This window comes from Bradyrhizobium sp. LTSP885 (genome assembly GCF_000938305.1).
GTDB lineage: Bacteria > Pseudomonadota > Alphaproteobacteria > Rhizobiales > Xanthobacteraceae > Bradyrhizobium.
In genome coordinates this window covers 18,452-36,274 of the sequence record NZ_JYMT01000040.1, presented here as the reverse complement: position 1 = coordinate 36,274, position 17,823 = coordinate 18,452, and the positions used below count along the sequence as shown (strand labels likewise).

Here is a 17,823-nt window from a genome sequence, read left to right as displayed (position 1 = left end):
GCGGCCAGGGAAAAGGGCACAAGCGGCGTCGGCTTCTCTCAAAACTCAATTCAGTGGTTATGGGTCCCGGCTTTCGCCGGGACGACGCGTGGATGGATCTCATTCACCATCTGGAAACGTCCCCCGGATAGATTCGCGACCGGGTTCTGGGGGATTCTGCCTTGATCGTTTCGACCGCCGCCGCGCAACGCCGCGCGCTGATTGTTCTTGTCCTGACATTGCTGCTCGGCGCCTCGCGTTTCATTTCCGAAGGCTTTGTCAGTAAGGCTCGGGCCGCCGGCGCGTTTGCGGTCGGCAAATGCGGCGCCTACGGCCAGGCCTTTGATTACCCGGCGGAAGCGGCGGCGCGTGCCGCCGCGCTGAAGCAGTGCAAGGGCGACTGCACGGCCGTGACCATGAAGCGCGCCTGCGCCGCGCTCTCGGTCGACATGGCCAATCCCTGCGGCGCCCATGGCTACGCCGTGGCGCCGAAGATCTCGGGCTCGCTCAACGCCGCGACCAAGAAATGCTACGAGTTCGGCGGCAAGGAATGCGTGATCCGCGCCTGGGCCTGCGACGCCAAGGGGTAGCGTCGCGCGGCGCTCTGCCGCTAGACTTGCACCATGCAGTTCGACACCAAGATCGCGGTCGTGATCCGCACCGATCTGGAAGCCTGGCAGAAGCTCAACGTCGCGGCCTTTCTGTCAGGCGGCATCGCGGCGTCCTTTCCCGAATGCATCGGCGAGAATTACGCGGACGGCTCGGGCACAAAATACCTGTCCCTGATCGGCCAGCCGATCCTGATCTACGGCGCCGACCGCGCTGCGCTGTCGCGGGCGCTTGAACGCGCGCTGGCGCGCAACGTGGTCCCCGCGCTCTACACCGAGGACATGTTCAGGACCACGCATGATGCCGCCAACCGCGAGGTGGTGAGGGCGGTCGCGCGCGCAGATCTCAACCTCGTCGGCCTCGCCATCCGCGCCGAGCGCAAGGTGGTCGACAAGATCGTCGACGGGCTGAAGTTTCACAGCTAGCGGGCGGCGGGCACGAGCCGGTGCACGCATGGCGTCGCTATCCCTCCATCGTCATTCCGGGGCGTGCGAAGCACGAATACGCCGCGGCCCATCGGCTCAAGCACAACTGTCTCTGGAATACTGGATCACCCGCATGCGCATGCGCGGGTGACGACACCGTGATTGAGCTGCTGACGTTCCGCAGGGACGCGTGGACAGGCACCCCGACGGCCTGCCGACAACAACTGGAACATTCCGCACCCAGGCGAGTTTCGTTCTTAATCACATTGACAATGACTGACTAGTCAGTCATAAATCGGCATGACAAAGCGCATGGAAAAATCGACCCGCACCTCGCCCGCAGGGGGCCGGACAACTGTTCGGGCTGCTGCCGCGAAGACGTCGAAACTCGTCTCGCCGAAGCCATCCGACACCAGGCGGGCGGCGAACCGTGCCGAGAAGTCGGCGGAGCGGCGGGCGGCGATTGTGGAAGCAGCGATGGACGAGTTCATCGCGCGCGGCTTTGCGGCGACGCGGCTCGACGACGTGGCGAAACGGGCCGGCGTCGCCAAGGGCACGCTCTACCTGCACTTCAAGGACAAGGAGTCGATGTTCGAGGAGTTGATCCGCACCGCGCTCGTGCCCCTGATCGATCGCATGGCTGCGCCGCCCCCGATCACCGGCCCGGTGCGCGACGCGGTCGAGCGGTTCGCCGAGACCTTTATGCGCGAGATCGTCGCGACGCGGCGTGGCGACATCATCCGGCTGATTGTCGCGGAAGGACCGCGTTTTCCCGCGATCGCCGATTTCTATTTCCGCGAGGTGGTGTCGAAGGGACTGGCCGGCATGCGCGCGCTGATCCAGCTCGCGATTACACGGGGCGAAATCCGGCAGCGGGAGCTCGCACAATTCCCCCAGCTGGTCGTCGCGCCGGCGATCGTCGCGGTGATCTGGCAGAGCCTGTTTGCCAGGCACGCGCCGCTCGACGGGGGCGCGATGTTCAAGGTTCATCTCGACCTGATCTTCGGCGAACGGAGGACGACATGACCTCGTCGCGCATGATGAAGCTGATGGCGCTGCTTGCGCTGGCGGTAGCGCTCGCCGGCTGCAAGGAAAAGCGGGATCCCGGATTCCAAGGCTGGGTCGAAGCCGACATGATCTTCGTCAGTCCCGACGAGTCCGGTCGCGTCGTCAAGCTGAACGTGCGCGAGGGCGACGAGATCAAGCCTGGCGATCTCATTTATTCCGTCGACGACGATCTGCAGAAGGCCGATCTCAACCAGAACAACGCCACCTTGGCGAATGCGCAGCAGACCTACGAGCGCGCGGCGTCGTTGCGGGGCACCGGCGCCGGCACCCAGGCCAATCTGGATTCTGCCGTCTCGGCGCTGCGCGTCGCGGAGGCCCGCGTCAACACCTCGCAGACCCGGCTCGACCGGCGCAAGGGTTTTGCGCCGATCGCGGGCGCGATCCAGCAGATCTATTTCCGCGAGGGCGAGATGGTGGCGGCGCAGCGGCCGGTACTGTCGATCATGCCGCCCGGCAACATGAAGCTGCGCTTCTTCGTGCCGGAGACCGAGCTGCCGAAGCTTGCGATCGGCGACGAGGTGAGGGTCACCTGCGACAATTGCGCTGCCGATCTCACCGCAAAGATCTATTTCATCGCGACCACGGCCGAATACACCCCGCCTGTCATCTACAGCCTCGATGAGCGCAACAAGCTGGTCTATCTGATCCAGGCGCGGCCGAGCCGGCCCGATGCCCTGCGCGTGGGACAGCCGATCAGCGTCTATCTCCACGCCAGGACGCCGGTGGCGGACCGCAGATGAACGGCGCAGCGACCATTGCGCAGTCCAACGCACCCAGCATCGCCATCGATGTGAAGGGCCTCTCGAAGTCGTTCAGCGGGCGCGAGGTGGTCCATGATTTGTCGATGCAGGTCAAGCGCGGCACGATCTACGGCTTCCTCGGCCCCAACGGCAGCGGCAAGACCACGACCATCCGCATGCTGTGCGGCCTGCTGACGCCAGACAGCGGCGAGGGCACCTGTCTCGGCTACGACATCCGGCGCGACGCCGACAAGATCAAGCGCAAGGTCGGCTACATGACCCAGCGCTTCAGCCTGTACCAGGATCTCTCGGTGCGCGAGAACCTCGAATTCGTCGCGCGGGTCTATGGTCTGCCTGATGCGCGCGGCGCCGCGCGCGACATGATCGCGCGGATCGGCCTCAACGGCCGCGAGGAGCAACTCGCCGGCAATCTCTCCGGCGGCTGGAAGCAGCGGCTCGCGCTCGGCGCCTGCACGTTGCCCAATCCGGAATTGCTGCTGCTGGACGAGCCGACCGCGGGTGTCGATCCGAAGGCGCGGCGCGATTTCTGGAACGAGATCCACGGGCTCGCCGCAGAGGGCCTCACCGTGCTGGTCTCCACCCACTACATGGACGAGGCCGAGCGCTGTCACGAGATCGCTTATATCGCCTACGGCCATCTCCTGGTGCACGGCACGGTGGACGAGGTGATCGCAAGCTCCGCGCTGTCGACCTACACGGTAACAGGCGCCGACCTCAATGCATTGCAGACCGAGCTGAACGGCAAGCCCGGCATCGACATGGTGGCGCCGTTCGGCACCAGCCTGCACGTCTCCGGCCGCGACAAGGCCGCGCTGGAGGCGAGTGTCGCGGCCTATCGCAGCGACGCGAAGTGGCACTGGCAGGCCAGCGAACCATCGCTCGAAGACGTCTTCATCGACCTGATGGGGCGCTCCACGGATAATTTTCGATGAGCACGACCGAGACCATTCAACCCCGAGAGACGAGGGAGCCGGCGTTCGGTTTCTGGCGGCGCAGCTATGCGATGCTGATCAAGGAATTCATCCAGCTTCGCCGCGACCGGGTCTCGTTCGCGATGATTATCATGCTGCCGGTGATGCAGCTCACGCTGTTCGGCTACGCCATCAACACCACGCCGCGCAATCTGCCGACCGCGGTGCTGATGCAGGAGGATTCCGATCTCGGACGCTCGATCCTGAAGGCGATGGAGAACACCGCCTATTTCCACTTCACTCGCGAGGTCCATACCGTCGGGGAGTTCGACGACCTGCTGCAATCCGGCAAGGTGCTGTTCGGCGTCGAGATTCCGCGCGGCTTCGAGCGCGCGGTGCGGCGCGGCGACAAGCCGGCGCTCCTGGTCGCGGCCGACGCCACTGATCCGGTCGCTGCGGGCTCGGCGCTCGGCGCGCTCGGGCCTCTGGTGCAATCGGCGCTGGCGCACGACCTTCATATCGGCGATCCCCCCGAAATGCCGTTCGAGATCCGCGCCCATGCTCGCTACAATCCGGCGGCGGACTCGCGGCTCAATATCGTGCCCGGCCTGGTCGGGACCATTTTGACCATGACCATGCTGATCTTCACGGCGCTCTCGGTGACGCGGGAGATCGAGCGCGGCACCATGGAGAGCCTGCTCTCGATGCCGATCAAGCCGGTCGAGGTGATGTTCGGCAAGATCATTCCTTACGTGATGGTCGGTTTCATCCAGGCCACGCTGATCATCGGCATCGGCGTGCTGCTGTTCGGCGTGCCGATCCTTGGCAGCATCCTGTTGCTGGCGCTGCTGACCACGCTGTTCATCACCACCAATCTATCGATCGGCTACACCTTCTCGACCATCGTGCAGAACCAGCTGCAGGCGATGCAGCTCTCGATGATGTTCTTTCTGCCGAGCATCTTGCTCTCCGGCTTCATGTTTCCGTTCGCGGGCATGCCGGTTTGGGCGCAATATATCGGCGAGGGCCTGCCGCTGACCCATTTTGTGCGCATCGTCCGCGCCATCATGCTGAAGGGCGCGGGCATGCAGAATCTGCAATACGACACGATCGCGCTGGCGGCCCTGATGCTGCTCGCCATGACCATCGCCGTGACGCGCTTCCGCCGCACGCTTGATTGAGGTTAGGATGGACGCCAACGTCATTCCGGGGCGAGGGGCAATGGCTGGATTCTGGAGCAGAGGCACGACGCAGCACGACTCGAGCGTCTCCGCCGACTTCCATCACGCGCTGATGCAGCAGGTGATGAGCACAGAGCTGCTCCGCATCAAGGCGCTGATCGGCACGGCAGCCCTGCTTGAAGCCACCGGCCTGGTCGTCTATTTCTTCGCGCCGCAGGTGGTCAGCCGCGCCTGGCACGGCAATCTCAGTCCCGTCTACCTCGTCTACATCACCGGGTTGCTCATTCTGTTTGAACTCTGGGTGCACGGGGCGATCAGCCGGCATATGCGCCAGGGACGCGACCTGCCGGTGATCCGGCGCTACATCGGTGTGCTGGTCGAGACATCGCTGCCGACTGCTGTGCTGGCGCTGCACATCCGCAGCATGGGCTCGGAGCAGGCACTCGGCTTCGTGGCACCGCTGGTCTATTTCGTCTTCATCATCCTCTCGACGCTGCGGCTCGATTTCTGGCTGTCGACCTTCACCGGCTTCGTTGCAGCGGCGGAACTGTTTTACATGGCGGTGTTCTTCCATCCGGCGGGCAGCGGCGCGCCGGAGCCGAATATCTACTATCACGCCTCGCGCAGCACGATCGTCCTGATCTGCGGCGTTCTCGCCGGCGCCGTCGGCACGCAGTTGCGGCGGCAGTTCGCGGCCAGCATCGCGGCAGCCACCGCGCGCGACCGCATCACCAATCTGTTCGGGCAGCACGTCTCGCCGCAGGTGGTCGAGCGGCTCATGGCAGAGGGTACCTCAACGGAGAGCGACATCCGCCGCGTCGCCGTGATGTTCGTCGACTTTCGCAGTTTCACCGCCGGCGCGCGCACGCGCTCGCCGCAGGAGGTGGTTGACAGGCTCGACGGCGCCTTCGCGGTGCTGGTGGACATCCTCGATCGCCATGGCGGCATCGTGAACAAATTCCTCGGCGACGGCTTTCTCGCGCTGTTCGGTGCGCCCTTCGAGTCCGACGATGCCGCGCATCACGCGGTCGCCGCCGCGCGCGAGATGCTTGCGGCCAACGAGCACGCCAACGTGGCATCGAGCTGGCCGCTGCGCATCGGCATCGGCATTCATGTCGGCGAGGTCGTCGCCGGCAATATCGGCTCGCCCCGGCGCAAGGAATACACCGTGATCGGCGACACCGTGAATTTCGCCGCGCGGCTTGAAGCGCTCAACAAGGATCTCGGCACGCAATTTCTGATCTCGTCGGCGGTGCGCGATGCGCTCGGTGACGATGGCAAGGACGCGGTCTCGCGCGGCGAGGTGCCGGTGCGGGGCTACGAGCACCCGGTGCCGGTCTGGCAGTTGGGGTAGGCATTAAGCGGAGGTATTTAAGTAGTGATTGACGAGAATTCTTAAATTCATATAGATGACTAGATGAACTTAGCCGTCGACAACCGCCTGCCGCGCTACCAGCGTCTCCGCGACGATCTGGCGGCGCGCATCAACCGCAACGAATGGCGGCCGGGCGATCCGATCCCGTCCGAGGCCGAGCTCGGCGCGCATTACGGCGTCGCGATCGGTACCGTGCGCAAGGCGATCGATCAGCTCGTCAGCGATGGCGCGCTGGAGCGCCAGCAGGGGCGCGGCACCTTCGTGCGCCGCGCGCGGTTTAACTCCTCGATGTTCCGCTTCTTCCGCTTCCAGTCCGAAAGCGGCGAGCGCCGCGTGCCGCAGAGCCGCATCCTGCGGCGGAAGTCCGTGCCGGCGACCTCGGCGGTCGCGTCGGCGCTACGGATTGCCGTCGGCGAGCCCGTCATCAGCCTGTCGCGCCTGCGCCTGATCGACGACGTCCCGCTGCTGGCCGAGGAGATCTGGCTGCAGAAGTCGCGCTTCGAGGCGATCCTTGCGCTCGCGACCTCCGAATTCGGCGATCTGCTGTATCCGCTCTACGAGAACAGCTGCGGCCAAATCGTGGTCTCGGCCGACGAAATCCTCACCGTTGAGATCGCGACCGAGATGCAATCCCGCTTGCTGCGGCTGGAGGCCAATGCGCCGCTGATCATGATCGAGCGCCTCGCCTTCGATCTCGAACGGCGGCCGATCGAGTGGCGCCGCTCGCGGGGGCCGGCCGACCGCTTCCGCTACCACGCCGAGATCAGGTGAGCGCGGCAAACACACCATAAGAAATCAACGACAGAAAAATCACGGGGAGAGAAAATGGCAAACTGGTACAGCGAATGCTCGCCGCTCGAACGGCGCACGTTCTGGGCAAGCTTTGGCGGCTGGGGTCTCGATGCGCTCGACGTCCAGATGTTCAGCCTCGCGATTCCGGCGCTGATCGCAGCGTTCGGAATCAGCAAGGCGGACGCTGGCCTGCTCGGCTCGGTCACCCTGTTCTTCGGTGCGTTCGGCGGTTGGATGGGCGGAGCACTCGGCGATCGCTTCGGCCGGGTGAAGGCATTGCAAATCACGGTCGCGACCTTCGCGCTGGCGACCTTCGCCTCCGCCTTTGCCATGACCTACACCCAGCTCGTCGTCCTGAAGGCGATCCAGGGCATCGGCTTCGGCGCCGAATGGGCCTGCGGCGCGGTGCTGATGGCCGAGATCATCCGCGCCGAGCATCGCGGCAAGGCGCTCGGCGCCGTGCAGAGCGCCTGGGCGGTCGGTTGGGGCGTTGCGGTGCTGCTCTCGGCGCTGGTGTTCACCTACGCGCCATCAGACATTGGCTGGCGGATCCTGTTCGCGGTGGGCCTGGTGCCGGCGCTGCTCATCCTCTACATCCGCCGCGGACTGAAGGAGCCGCCGCGCTTAGCGTCGCGCGAGGCTGCGCCGCCATTCTTCGCGACGCTTGCGGGAATCTTCCAGCGCGACGTGCTGCGCGCCACGCTGATCGGCGGCCTGTTCGGCATCGGCGCCCATGGCGGCTACGCGGCATTGACGACGTTCCTGCCGACTTATCTGCGCGAAGTGCGGCATCTCTCGGTGCTCGGCTCGAGCGCCTATCTTGCCGTGATCATCGTCGCCTTCTTCTGCGGCTGCGTGGTCTCAGGCATCATCAGCGACCGGCTCGGGCGCCGCGCCAACGCGGCGTTATTTGCGGCGGCCTGCGTCGTAACCGTGCTAGTCTATATCTTCGCGCCGCTGACCGACGGGCAGATGCTGGTGCTCGGCTTTCCACTGGGCTTCTTCTCGGCCGGCATCCCCGCCAGCATGGCCGCGCTGTTCAGCGAGCTCTATCCGGCTGGCGTGCGCGGCACCGGCGTCGGCTTCTGTTACAATTTCGGCCGCATCATCTCCGCGGCATTTCCGTTCCTGGTCGGCTTCCTCAGCGATCGCATCGGCCTCGGCCCGGCGATCGGGATCGACGCTGCGTTTGCCTATTCGCTGGTGTTGCTCGCCGTGCTGATGCTGCCGGAGACCCGCGGCAAGGTTTTTGAGCAGGCCGCCGTCGGTACGCACGCGTGATGATGAGGAACGAAGATGTCATCGTACAAATATGGTATGACGCGGCGCCGGTTTGCTGCGGGATTTGTCGCCGCTCTGTCGGCGACCGGCTTGAGCAGAGTCATGGCTGAAGTGACGGGCCCGCGACTATCGATCGATACCCACGCCCACGTCTTTCACCGCGGGCTGAAGCTCGCACCGGGCCGGCGCTATGCGCCGGACTACGACGCGCCACTCGATCTCTATCTGCAGCAGCTCGACCAGAACGGCATGACCAACGGCGTGCTGGTGCAGCCGAGTTTCCTCGGCACGGATAATTCCTATCTGGTCGAATGTTTGAAGGCGACCAGTGGCCGGCTGCGCGGCATTGCCGTCGTCGATCCCGGTGTTTCGCCCGATGAGCTTCATGCGCTCGATCGCGCAGGCATCGTCGGCATCCGCCTCAATCTGGTTGGTCAGCCGCTTCCCGATCTGGCGCTGCCGGAGTGGAAGGCGCTGCTTGCACAGGTCAAGGCGCTCGGCTGGCAGGTCGAGGTACAGCGGAACGCCAGCGATCTTGCGGTGTTCGCACCGAAACTCCTCGATCACGGCGTGAATGTCGTGCTCGATCACTATGCGCTGCCGGATCCGAAAACCGGCGTCAGCGATCCGGGCTTCCAGTCCGTCCTCAAGCTCGGCGCGTCGCGAAGAGTCTGGGTCAAGATATCGGCGCCCTATCGCAACGGTGCTGACGGCGAGCCATTCGCGAAGCAGGCCTATCCGCTGCTGCGTGCGGCCTACGGTGTCGAGCGGCTGTTGTGGGGCAGTGACTGGCCGCATACTCAGTTCGAGGCGCAACAGAGCTACGCGAAGAACCGGAAATTTCTCGACGAGCTAGTCACCGATGCCGATGAACGCGCGCGCGTGCTCGCGTTGCCGCGCGAGCTGTTTCGATTCTAGCCCGCGCACGATTGCACCGAATGCTCTGAAGAGCGTCCTTGCGGCCGTGTTACGATGGCCGCGATCCGGTCGATGACGGCTGGCCTGGGTAAGAGGACACGACCAATGCAGCGGCGCTACATCACTGTCGACGTATTCACCGACCGGGCCTTTGGTGGCAATCCGCTCGCCGTGGTGCTCGACGCCGGCGGGCTGTCGACGGCGCAGATGCAGGCGATCGCGACCGAGTTCAACTATTCCGAGACGACCTTCGTGTTGCCGCCGCAGGATTCCGCCAACGACGCCCAGGTTCGCATCTTCACCGTGCGCTCCGAAATTCCGTTCGCGGGCCATCCGAACGTCGGCACAGGCTTTGTGCTGGCGACGCAGGCGGCAAAGGCGCCGGCGCGGCTGAGGTTCGAGGAGAAGGCAGGGCTCGTGCCGGTCGAGATACTGTCCGACCAAGGCAAGGTCACCGGCGCCGAGCTGACCGCGCCGCAGACGCTGCAGCGAATGAACGAGGTGAGCGCGGCCGAGGCGGCAGCCTTGCTCTCGCTGTCGGTGAGCGACGTGAAGACCGACCGTCATGCGCCGCAGGTCGTCTCGGTCGGCTTGCCGTTCCTGGTGGTTGAGATCGCCTCACGCGAGGCGGTGAGGCGCGCCAAGCCAGATGCTGCGGCGTTCGCCGAGGCGTTGCCGCGAATCGGGCGTGACGTTATCTATTTTTACACCCGCGACGTTCCGGCGAACGAACAGCCGCTCGATCTGCAGGCGCGTATGTTCCATCCGGGCGCGAGCGGCATCTCCGAAGATCCAGCCACAGGCAGCGCGACCGCGGCCTGCGCGGCGCTGCTGGCCGATATCGATGCCGCGCGTGATGGCGAATTGCGTCTGCGGATCGGGCAGGGCGTCGACATGGGCCGGCCGAGCCTGTTGCTGACGCGGGTGCGCAAGCAGAGTGGTGCCATCACATCGGTGCATGTCGGCGGTGGCTGCGTGAAGATGATGGAGGGGACGCTCAACGTGCCAGGTGACGGGAGCTAGAGCGTTTTCGAGCGAAGTGGACACCGGTTCGCGTCAAGAAAACGCGTCAAAGCAAGAATCTAGAGCTTCGGTTCTGATTCAATCAGAACTGAAAGTGCTCTAGACCTGCGGCGCCGCCAGATTCTCGATCCTTGCGCCGTCGCGGTCCTCGATGATCTCCGCGATCCATCGCCGGTGGCAGTGCGAATGGTCGCGCTCGTAGCAGAGGATGCAGACCGGGCCGGATGTCTTGACCAGCGACGACAGCTCGTCGAGCTCCTCCCGGGCCTGCGTCGTCTTCAGGTGGGCCGAATAAATCTTGTGCAGCAGCTCGTATTGCCCGCTGCGTGCCGCCTCGCGGCCGTTCTTCGGCGTGCCGAGGCCGCGCAGGTGCAGGTAGGCGATCCCGCGCTCATCGAGGCCGGCGGCGAGCTGGCTCTTGGAAAAACCCGGCCGCCGCGACGACGCGATCGCGCGCACGTCGACCAGCAGCTTGACGCCGGCCTGTTGCAGCTCGTCGAGCACCGCCTTCGACGGCGTCTGCTCGTAGCCGATGGTGAACAGCTTTTTCGCCTTCGCCATCGCTGCCCCGCCTATTTCACGCGTTCGATCAATTCCATCGCACCGGCCGGCGCGCGGATCTTGCCTTCGTGAATCACGTAAGCGAACACGTCGCGCGGCGCCTTCTTCGGCTTGGTCTTGTCGACCCGCGGCAGGTCGTCCGGCTCGCCGCCGCCGGCCCAGTCCCGAAAACGCTTGGCCCAGGCATCGAGCTGCTTCGGCGGATAGCAGGTCTTCAGCTCGTCATTGCCCTTCTGCAGCCGCGCATAGACGAAGTCGCTGACGACGTCGGCGATCGCCGGGTATTTGCCGTGCTCGGCGTACACGACGGGCGTCTCGAATTCGCGCAGCAGCGTGACGAATTCGGGGACGCAGAAACTATCATGCCTGACCTCGACCACATGGCGTAGCGCGCGGCCGTCGAGTTTGCGCGGCAGCAACTCGAGGAACTTGCCGAAATCGGCGCCGTCGAACTTCTTGGTCGGCGCGAACTGCCACAGCACTGGCCCAAGCCGGTCCTTCAGTTCCAGTACGCCCGAATCATAGAATCGCTTCACGGAATCGCCGGCCTCGGCCAGCACGCGGCGGTTGGTGGCAAAACGCGGGCCCTTCAGCGAGAAGATGAAGCCGTCGGGCACTTCGCCGGCCCATTTGCGAAAGCTCTCCGGCTTCTGCGAACCGTAATAGGTACCGTTGATCTCGATCGAGGTCAGTTTCGACGCCGCGTAGGCGAGCTCTTTCGCCTGCGTGAGCTTCTCTGGATAGAACACTCCGCGCCACGGCTCGAAGGTCCAGCCGCCGATGCCGATATGGATATTGCCTGCGTCTGTTGTTGTCGGTTTGTTGGGGGCTTTGGTCACGACTGCACTCATCGCGAGGAAGGAACGAGGGTGAGAGTAGTCAAAATAATCGTGATTGGCCAGTTTGCCAGAATTGCATGGCTGGGAGCTTATCGTTGGCGTCGGTCTTCGCTAGGATGCCGCAAAACGGGAGAAACCAAATGCGTATGCTGATTGCGGCCATCCTCATGATTACGTCCTCCGCCGCTGTCGCCGATGAGGTCGACGCTGCACACAAGCTGGCGATCAGCGGCAGGGACGACTACTGGAATTGCCTCGCCCGCGAATATCCCCGCGACACCAACAAGGCGAAGTCCGACCAGGAGTTCACCTCGTTGATCGCTTCCGCCTGTGCCTCGGAGCGGCAGAATTTCCGGGTGTCGCTGATCGACTTCCTGTCGCTGCAGTTTCCCAAGGAAGAGGCCGACGCGCATCTTTCGACCGCCAATCGCGCCATCGAGCTTGCGCAAAAGGACATCGTGACCGCCTTCGTCCGACGCCGGGCCGCGGCCAAATAGGCCTCCAGATCCTGTTGCGGCTGGCCGATTTTTGATATCAATCCGCGCACAGGCAAGGGGACGGTCCGGCATGAATTCACAATCGACGGCAGGCTTTTTGGGCGCAGTGGTCGCGGCCATCGTGCTGGCGGCGGCGTTCATCTATGGACCGTCGCCGAGCCAGATCCGCAATCCGGCCAAATCAGCCACGGTGCAAGCGGCCCCCGCCGCGGAGGCTGCTCCCGCGGCCCCCGCGCCGCGAGGCCCGGTGATCCGCGAAGTCCCGAACAATTAGCGCCATCAGCAGGTAGCCCCTTGCGGACCGCCTGAGGGCTTCCTATCTGGTCTCTAACGGTGACGTTGCAGCTTTAAAGGGCTCCGGCGCCGGGACGACCACGAATGGTTGGCTGCGCCGGATGTACGCGCGCCCCTTGTTCGTGGTCGTTGGCATTTTTGGGGTGTTTTGCCCCGTTTTCCCGCCTTCCGAGAGCTGTTTCGGCTTGCCCGCCTTGGCAGCGCGGGAGGCTGCGGCTATACGCTGGCGCTCATGAATGACGCCATCAAGCCGGGCCCCGAAACCCCGTCGCAGGCCGCTGGTTTGCCGCAACTTTCGGTCGTCGTCCCGACCTTCAACGAACGCGACAATGTCACGGTGCTGTACCGGCGGCTGGACGCGACACTGAAGGACGTGCCTTGGGAAGTCATCTTCGTCGACGACAATTCGCCCGACGGAACCTGGGACGTGGTGCGCGGCCTGGCGCGGCAGGATTCCCGCGTGCGCTGCATCCGCCGCGTCGGCCGGCGCGGCCTGTCGGGCGCCTGCATCGAGGGCATCCTGGCCTCGAGCGCGCCCTATGCCGCCGTGATCGACGCCGACCTCCAGCATGACGAGACCCAGCTTCCGAAAATGGTCGCGCTGCTGCAGAGCGGCGAGGCCGAGCTCGTGGTCGGCAGCCGCTATATCGAGGGCTACAAGACCGAGGGCTTCAACAAGCAGCGTGCCGGCGCCAGCGCCGTCGCCACCGAGATCGCGCGGCGGGCGCTGAAAGTTGAGATCGCCGATCCCATGAGCGGCTTCTTCATGATCCGCCGCGACCGCTTCGAACAGCTTGCGCCGCAGCTGTCGACGCAGGGCTTCAAGATCCTGCTCGACGTGGTCGCGACCGCGCAGGGCAAGCTGCGCGCGGTCGAGATTCCCTACACTTTCGGCGCCCGCCAGCATGGCGAGAGCAAGCTCGATTCCATGGTCGCGTTCGACTTCCTCGGCCTCGTGCTGGCGAAGCTGACACATGACGTGATCTCGCTGCGCTTCCTGCTGTTCGCGATGGTCGGTGCGATCGGCCTGCTGGTGCATTTTGCCGTGCTGTTCATCGCGCTGGAAATGTTCGGCGTGTCGTTCCCGGAAGCGCAGGCCTATGGCGCGATCGTCGCCATGACCAGCAACTTCATCCTCAACAACTTCCTGACCTACCGCGACCAGCGGCTGAAGGGCCTTGCGATCGTGCGCGGCCTGCTGCTGTTCTATCTCGTGTGCAGTGTCGGGCTGATGGCCAATGTCGGCGTTGCATTCTCGGTCTACGACCAGGAGCCGATCTGGTGGCTGGCGGGTGCTGCCGGTGCATTGATGGGCGTGGTCTGGAACTACGCGATGTCCGGGCTGTTCGTCTGGCGCAGGCGATGATTTCGGTATGAATCCGAACGAGGCGCGGCTCGCCCTCAACACCGGCCTCGCGGTTTGCGCGCTGGTCGCGCTGCGGCTTGCGGCCGCGGCCTGGACGCCGCTGACCTTCGACGAAGCCTACTACTGGATGTGGTCGAAGGCGCTCGCCGGCGGCTATTACGACCATCCGCCGATGGTGGCGATCGTCATCCGGCTCGGCACGATGATCGCGGGCGACACGCCGTTTGGCGTGCGGCTGGTGTCGATCCTGCTTGCGCTGCCGATGAGCTGGGCGATCTACCAGTCGGCCGCGATCCTGTTCGGTGGCCGCCGGGTCGCCGCGAGTGCTGCGATCCTGCTCAACGTCACGCTGATGGCGGCAGTCGGCACGCTGATCGTGACGCCGGATGCGCCGCTTCTGGTCGCGGCGAGCTTCCTGCTGTTCTCGCTCGCCAAGGTGCTGGAGAGCGGCCGCGGCGCCTGGTGGCTCGCGGTCGGCGCCAGCGCGGGCGCGGCGCTGCTGTCGAAATACACCGCGCTGTTCTTCGGCCCCGCGATCCTGATCTGGCTTGTAACGGTGCCGAAGCTGCGGCGCTGGTTGCTGTCGCCCTGGCTCTATCTCGGCGGCGTGGTCGCGCTCGCGATGTTCGCGCCGGTCATCCGCTGGAACGCGGATCACCAATGGGTCTCCTTCATCAAGCAGATGGGCCGCGCCCGGATCGAGGATTTCCGGCCGGCCTTCATCGCTGAACTGATCCCGACCCAGTTCGCATTCGCGACGCCGCTGGTCTTCATCCTCGGCGTGATGGGCCTCTACGCGCTCTATCGGCGCCTTGCCGGCGCGATGGGCGCGCGGGTGCTGGTCAACACGCTGTTCTGGACCATCGTCGCCTATTTCACCTGGCATGCGCTGCATGCCCGCGTCGAGGCCAACTGGTTCGCACCGGTCTATCCGGCCTTTGCCGTCGCGGCTGCGGTCGCCGCGATCCAGGTGCAATGGGCGCCGCGCGAGCAGCGCACCGTCGATTTTTGTCGGCGCTGGGCCGCGCCCGTTGGCGTCGTGCTGTTCGCGCTGCTGATCGTGCAGGCCAACACCGGCGTGCTCTCGGGCTACCGGCGCGATGCCACCGTGCGCAGCGTCGGCGTCGGCTGGCGCGAACTCGCCGATGAGATCGAAGCGGCGCGCGTCCGCACCGGCGCGACCTGCGTGCTGGCGCCCGATTACGGCACCACCGGCTGGCTCGCGTTCTATCTCCCCAAGGGCACCTGCGTCGCGCAGCAGGAGCAGCGCATCCGCTGGATCAACATGCCGGAGCCGAGCCCAGCGCAGTTGTCCGGCAAGCTGTTGTACGTGCACGAGGTCGGGCAAAGCGTGCCAACGTCAATGCGCGACACCTTCGCGCGCATCGAGACCGTCAGCGAGGCCAAACGCATGCGCGGTCCCTTGATCATCGAGACCTACGCGCTCGATGTGCTGGAAGGACCGAAGGGCGAGGTGTTGGACCGCTCACCGCCACCGGAACTGGAGTAGGGGCGGAGGCAATTTCTTGCAAAAATCCCTGATAATTACGGGGTGATCTGCAATGAAATTCTTCGCCTCTTCATCGGCGCCGGCCCCATCTTTAATGGCCTGCCCGAATGTCCCATGATGAGACAAATAATCCGTTTTCAGGTTCCAATGTGATCTTAAAAAAGCCCAATGCCGCAGGCACTTCCGGCGTTGCAGGGGATCGCATCCGGTTAAGTCGCATTTAACTAAAAGCCGCCTTAATGCCCGTCCGCGCCCCTGCGAGACCCTGAGCCGAAAACGTCATTCGGTGCGAAGTCGAGCGAGGGACTTAAGTGGAACTGTTTCGAGCGGGCGTATGACGACGAGTACGAGTGCGTATGTTCTTGGGGCCCCGAGCCGCAAGAATTCCTCCCGGAAGATTCTCCCTCAGCATTTCCTCGGCAGCGCCGCGGTTGCAGGCCTGGTGCTAGTCTGCGCCTGGACCGTTTACGCCAACATCTTCGCGGCGAGCGTCTATCCGTCGGTCGGCAGCGCGGCGTTCGATGCGCCGGTGGCCAAGCGGCCTGTCGCAGTCGCCGCGCGGCCCGCGCCGCCCTCGTTCAATGAGGTGTTCGCGTCGCTGACGCCGCCGCCATCGGCTCCCGGGAAGGCCGAGGTCGCGAAGTCCGAGGCCACAGCACCTTCGCTTATGTTTAACGAAAGGTTTGCTGCAGCCGCGCCGGACGGCGTGGCGCCGAGCGTCGTAGCCGAGGCCGCGCCGCAGACCGATGTGGTCAAGCCGGCCACCACATCGAAGATCGCTGAAGCACCGAAGCCCGCAGCCGCACAGCGGCTTGCCGAAGTGTCGAAGCCGCTTCCCGCGCCGAAATCGGCCGAGGCCGCCAAGAAGGAAGCCGCGGCCAATCTGCAGGTCGCGCTCAATACGCCGCCGACCGCGGCGGTCGAGACCAAGTCTCCTGAGACCAAGTCTCCCGAGACCAAGGCCGCCGAGGCGAAGCCGGCCGCAAAATCCGGCGGAGTCACGATGCGTGACATGGCCGCGCGCGCCAAGGCCGCGGTATTGTCGATCGCATCGAACGAGCGGCAGACCATGGTCGAGAAGCTGTGGGGCAAGCATGAGTCCAACGGCTCGCTGCTCTCGTTCGCCTCCGCCGATGCCAACGTCACCGGCAGCATTTCTTCGACGCTCGACCAGAGCCCGATGCTGGGCGGCTCGCCGCCCTACGATCGCCAGACCGCGGTGTATGACATTTCCGCCAGTACCGTGTACCTGCCCGACGGCACAAGGCTCGAAGCGCATTCCGGTCTCGGCTCCAGGCTCGACGATCCGCGGTCGTCGAATCTCAGGATGGTCGGCGTGACGCCGCCGCACATTTACGAGCTGAAGCCGCGCGAAGCGCTGTTCCACGGCGTGCCGGCGCTGCGGCTCAATCCGATCGGCGGCGAGGGCAAGATCTTCAACCGCTCCGGCCTGCTCGCGCACACTTTCATGCTGGGTCCGAACGGCGACTCCAACGGCTGCGTCTCGTTCAAGGACTATTACGCGTTCCTCAACGCCTACCGCAACAAGGGCATCCGCCGCCTCGCGGTGCTGGCGAGGGTTCAGTAAGCACGCGCTCAGCCGGCGTCCGGCCCCGTCGCCTTCTTCAAGTCAAAGGCATCCATCTCGTCCAGCAGGGCCTGTGCCAGCCCCTTCTGCTGATCCGGCAGTCCGCGCTGTCGCGCCGCCTGTTCGAGCGCAAACGTCGCTTCCATATGGACGCGGAAATGCGCGGCGTTCTGTTCGACGCCGGTGCCGGCGGGCGTTTCGCCGAATACGACCTCGTGGCAGCGTGTCACTGATCGCGACGTGAAGGCGCGGCAGGACAGCGGGCGCACCTCATAGACAGAGCAGCGATCGTCGCCGCCGAGCAGCGGGCAGCGCAGGCGCAGCTTGGTCGGGTCGGGCGCCTCGCGCGCTGCGGCGGCAGCCGCTTTCAACTTCTCGCGCAACGTCTCGCGATCGGCGGGCGTGAAATGTGCGGCGATATGCTCGACCATCACGGCGGCTGTTCCAGGCGGCACCTGGACGTACAGATGACAACAGGCGGCGCAGCCACTGCTGCAGGCCATCGCCGGCTGGTTCGGAATGTCGCGGCGAAATCCGGCCGCCGCGGCGTCGGCCAGGGCCGTGGCATCGCGGGCCGCCTCAGCGATGCCGTCAGCTCGCTCGAGCACGACGCCATAGGCGCCGCGCAGATTGTCGAAGATGCCCTCGTAGCGGCCGGACAGCGATCGCATCAGGGTGCCGACTTCGGCGATGTCGTCCGATATGAAGTCGATGGCGTCTTGTGCGCTCATGGCCGCTGGTCCGATTCGCTTCCTATATAAGCCGCGAATCAGGGCTGCGTCACGATCGATGCTGATCGCAGTGCGACGGATCGAACGCCAGTCGCGGTGGTGCGATCCCGTGCA

20 protein-coding genes are annotated in these 17,823 nt (G+C 64.8%); 16 read left to right on the top strand and 4 right to left on the bottom strand.

The genetic code is table 11. From position 1 onward, the window contains the following. The first annotated feature begins 218 nt into the window (after nucleotides 1-218). Both UP09_RS27360 and UP09_RS27355 read left to right on the top strand, forming a co-directional pair. Complete coding sequence (locus UP09_RS27360; protein ID WP_502689093.1) at nucleotides 219-569, top strand: DUF4189 domain-containing protein; 351 nt, start codon at nucleotides 219-221, stop codon at nucleotides 567-569. A gap of 33 nt (nucleotides 570-602) precedes the next feature. Beyond that, nucleotides 603-1,013 carry a DUF2000 family protein gene (locus UP09_RS27355; RefSeq protein ID WP_044541452.1) on the top strand — a complete coding sequence of 137 codons (411 nt, stop codon included), beginning with the start codon at nucleotides 603-605 and terminating at the stop codon, nucleotides 1,011-1,013. 284 nt (nucleotides 1,014-1,297) lie between these two features. Here UP09_RS27355 and UP09_RS38635 read toward each other — a convergent pair whose 3' ends face one another. After that, entirely contained in the window at nucleotides 1,298-1,504 is a 207-nt protein-coding gene (locus tag UP09_RS38635) for a hypothetical protein (protein ID WP_245302251.1), read from the bottom strand. On the opposite strand from UP09_RS38635, the gene UP09_RS27350 reads away from it, so the two are divergent. The 9 genes from UP09_RS27350 (at nucleotide 1,479) to UP09_RS27310 (ending at nucleotide 10,323) form a co-directional block, all read left to right on the top strand. After that, nucleotides 1,479-2,039: a TetR/AcrR family transcriptional regulator gene (locus UP09_RS27350; protein WP_245302250.1), complete on the top strand. Its 561-nt coding sequence runs from the start codon at nucleotides 1,479-1,481 to the stop codon at nucleotides 2,037-2,039. The two genes, UP09_RS38635 and UP09_RS27350, sit on opposite strands and share 26 nt — an antisense overlap. Next, nucleotides 2,036-2,821: an HlyD family secretion protein gene (locus UP09_RS27345; protein WP_044541451.1), complete on the top strand. Its 786-nt coding sequence runs from the start codon at nucleotides 2,036-2,038 to the stop codon at nucleotides 2,819-2,821. The genes UP09_RS27350 and UP09_RS27345 overlap by 4 nt, the downstream gene beginning before the upstream one ends. Next, complete coding sequence (locus UP09_RS27340; RefSeq protein ID WP_082070309.1) at nucleotides 2,818-3,774, top strand: ABC transporter ATP-binding protein; 957 nt, start codon at nucleotides 2,818-2,820, stop codon at nucleotides 3,772-3,774. The genes UP09_RS27345 and UP09_RS27340 overlap by 4 nt, the downstream gene beginning before the upstream one ends. After that, entirely contained in the window at nucleotides 3,771-4,934 is a 1,164-nt protein-coding gene (locus tag UP09_RS27335) for an ABC transporter permease (protein WP_044541450.1), read from the top strand. Before UP09_RS27340 ends, UP09_RS27335 begins: the two co-directional genes overlap by 4 nt. Nucleotides 4,935-4,974: 40 nt before the next feature. Then, nucleotides 4,975-6,288: an adenylate/guanylate cyclase domain-containing protein gene (locus UP09_RS27330; RefSeq protein WP_044541449.1), complete on the top strand. Its 1,314-nt coding sequence runs from the start codon at nucleotides 4,975-4,977 to the stop codon at nucleotides 6,286-6,288. Nucleotides 6,289-6,351: 63 nt separating this feature from the next. Beyond that, nucleotides 6,352-7,080, top strand: a complete 729-nt coding sequence (locus UP09_RS27325) for a GntR family transcriptional regulator (protein WP_044541448.1) — start codon at nucleotides 6,352-6,354, stop codon at nucleotides 7,078-7,080. A gap of 54 nt (nucleotides 7,081-7,134) precedes the next feature. Then, nucleotides 7,135-8,382: an MFS transporter gene (locus UP09_RS27320; protein WP_044541447.1), complete on the top strand. Its 1,248-nt coding sequence runs from the start codon at nucleotides 7,135-7,137 to the stop codon at nucleotides 8,380-8,382. 102 nt (nucleotides 8,383-8,484) lie between these two features. Continuing rightward, nucleotides 8,485-9,300, top strand: a complete 816-nt coding sequence (locus UP09_RS27315; protein ID WP_349643933.1) for an amidohydrolase family protein — start codon at nucleotides 8,485-8,487, stop codon at nucleotides 9,298-9,300. A 105-nt stretch (nucleotides 9,301-9,405) separates the two neighbouring features. Continuing rightward, a complete protein-coding gene (locus tag UP09_RS27310) occupies nucleotides 9,406-10,323 on the top strand; it encodes a PhzF family phenazine biosynthesis protein (protein WP_044541445.1) in 918 nt (305 codons plus the stop codon). Between the two features lie 99 nt (nucleotides 10,324-10,422). Here the strand turns inward: UP09_RS27310 and UP09_RS27305 are convergent, their stop codons facing one another. Next, entirely contained in the window at nucleotides 10,423-10,884 is a 462-nt protein-coding gene (locus UP09_RS27305) for a DUF488 domain-containing protein (RefSeq protein WP_044541444.1), read from the bottom strand. Between the two features lie 11 nt (nucleotides 10,885-10,895). Beyond that, nucleotides 10,896-11,735: a DUF72 domain-containing protein gene (locus UP09_RS27300; RefSeq protein ID WP_044541443.1), complete on the bottom strand. Its 840-nt coding sequence runs from the start codon at nucleotides 11,733-11,735 to the stop codon at nucleotides 10,896-10,898. A 128-nt stretch (nucleotides 11,736-11,863) separates the two neighbouring features. Between UP09_RS27300 and UP09_RS27295 the strand changes: the two genes are divergently transcribed. The 5 genes from UP09_RS27295 (at nucleotide 11,864) to UP09_RS27275 (ending at nucleotide 16,978) form a co-directional block, all read left to right on the top strand. Next, nucleotides 11,864-12,220, top strand: a complete 357-nt coding sequence (locus tag UP09_RS27295; RefSeq protein ID WP_044541442.1) for a hypothetical protein — start codon at nucleotides 11,864-11,866, stop codon at nucleotides 12,218-12,220. Nucleotides 12,221-12,290: 70 nt separating this feature from the next. Next, a complete protein-coding gene (locus UP09_RS27290; protein WP_044541441.1) occupies nucleotides 12,291-12,494 on the top strand; it encodes a hypothetical protein in 204 nt (67 codons plus the stop codon). Between the two features lie 252 nt (nucleotides 12,495-12,746). Beyond that, on the top strand, nucleotides 12,747-13,880 hold the full coding sequence (locus UP09_RS27285) for a glycosyltransferase family 2 protein (protein WP_044541642.1): 1,134 nt from the start codon (nucleotides 12,747-12,749) through the stop codon (nucleotides 13,878-13,880). 7 nt (nucleotides 13,881-13,887) lie between these two features. Further along, nucleotides 13,888-15,390 carry a glycosyltransferase family 39 protein gene (locus tag UP09_RS27280; protein ID WP_044541440.1) on the top strand — a complete coding sequence of 501 codons (1,503 nt, stop codon included), beginning with the start codon at nucleotides 13,888-13,890 and terminating at the stop codon, nucleotides 15,388-15,390. A gap of 334 nt (nucleotides 15,391-15,724) precedes the next feature. Further along, nucleotides 15,725-16,978, top strand: coding sequence for a tlde1 domain-containing protein (locus UP09_RS27275; protein WP_082070308.1), 1,254 nt, complete (start codon nucleotides 15,725-15,727; stop codon nucleotides 16,976-16,978). An 8-nt stretch (nucleotides 16,979-16,986) separates the two neighbouring features. Here the strand turns inward: UP09_RS27275 and UP09_RS27270 are convergent, their stop codons facing one another. Continuing rightward, a complete protein-coding gene (locus UP09_RS27270) occupies nucleotides 16,987-17,709 on the bottom strand; it encodes a YkgJ family cysteine cluster protein (RefSeq protein WP_044541439.1) in 723 nt (240 codons plus the stop codon). Nucleotides 17,710-17,823: the final 114 nt, after the last annotated feature.

Coding starts and splice junctions, on each gene's coding strand:
- UP09_RS27355 (WP_044541452.1), top strand. CDS start 603: ATGCAGTTCGACACCAAGATCGCGGTCGTGATCCGCACCGATCTGGAA.
- UP09_RS38635 (WP_245302251.1), bottom strand. CDS start 1,504: ATGAACTCGTCCATCGCTGCTTCCACAATCGCCGCCCGCCGCTCCGCC.
- UP09_RS27345 (WP_044541451.1), top strand. CDS start 2,036: ATGACCTCGTCGCGCATGATGAAGCTGATGGCGCTGCTTGCGCTGGCG.
- UP09_RS27340 (WP_082070309.1), top strand. CDS start 2,818: ATGAACGGCGCAGCGACCATTGCGCAGTCCAACGCACCCAGCATCGCC.
- UP09_RS27335 (WP_044541450.1), top strand. CDS start 3,771: ATGAGCACGACCGAGACCATTCAACCCCGAGAGACGAGGGAGCCGGCG.
- UP09_RS27330 (WP_044541449.1), top strand. CDS start 4,975: ATGGCTGGATTCTGGAGCAGAGGCACGACGCAGCACGACTCGAGCGTC.
- UP09_RS27325 (WP_044541448.1), top strand. CDS start 6,352: ATGAACTTAGCCGTCGACAACCGCCTGCCGCGCTACCAGCGTCTCCGC.
- UP09_RS27320 (WP_044541447.1), top strand. CDS start 7,135: ATGGCAAACTGGTACAGCGAATGCTCGCCGCTCGAACGGCGCACGTTC.
- UP09_RS27315 (WP_349643933.1), top strand. CDS start 8,485: ATGGCTGAAGTGACGGGCCCGCGACTATCGATCGATACCCACGCCCAC.
- UP09_RS27310 (WP_044541445.1), top strand. CDS start 9,406: ATGCAGCGGCGCTACATCACTGTCGACGTATTCACCGACCGGGCCTTT.
- UP09_RS27305 (WP_044541444.1), bottom strand. CDS start 10,884: ATGGCGAAGGCGAAAAAGCTGTTCACCATCGGCTACGAGCAGACGCCG.
- UP09_RS27300 (WP_044541443.1), bottom strand. CDS start 11,735: ATGAGTGCAGTCGTGACCAAAGCCCCCAACAAACCGACAACAACAGAC.
- UP09_RS27295 (WP_044541442.1), top strand. CDS start 11,864: ATGCGTATGCTGATTGCGGCCATCCTCATGATTACGTCCTCCGCCGCT.
- UP09_RS27290 (WP_044541441.1), top strand. CDS start 12,291: ATGAATTCACAATCGACGGCAGGCTTTTTGGGCGCAGTGGTCGCGGCC.
- UP09_RS27285 (WP_044541642.1), top strand. CDS start 12,747: ATGAATGACGCCATCAAGCCGGGCCCCGAAACCCCGTCGCAGGCCGCT.
- UP09_RS27280 (WP_044541440.1), top strand. CDS start 13,888: ATGAATCCGAACGAGGCGCGGCTCGCCCTCAACACCGGCCTCGCGGTT.
- UP09_RS27275 (WP_082070308.1), top strand. CDS start 15,725: ATGACGACGAGTACGAGTGCGTATGTTCTTGGGGCCCCGAGCCGCAAG.
- UP09_RS27270 (WP_044541439.1), bottom strand. CDS start 17,709: ATGAGCGCACAAGACGCCATCGACTTCATATCGGACGACATCGCCGAA.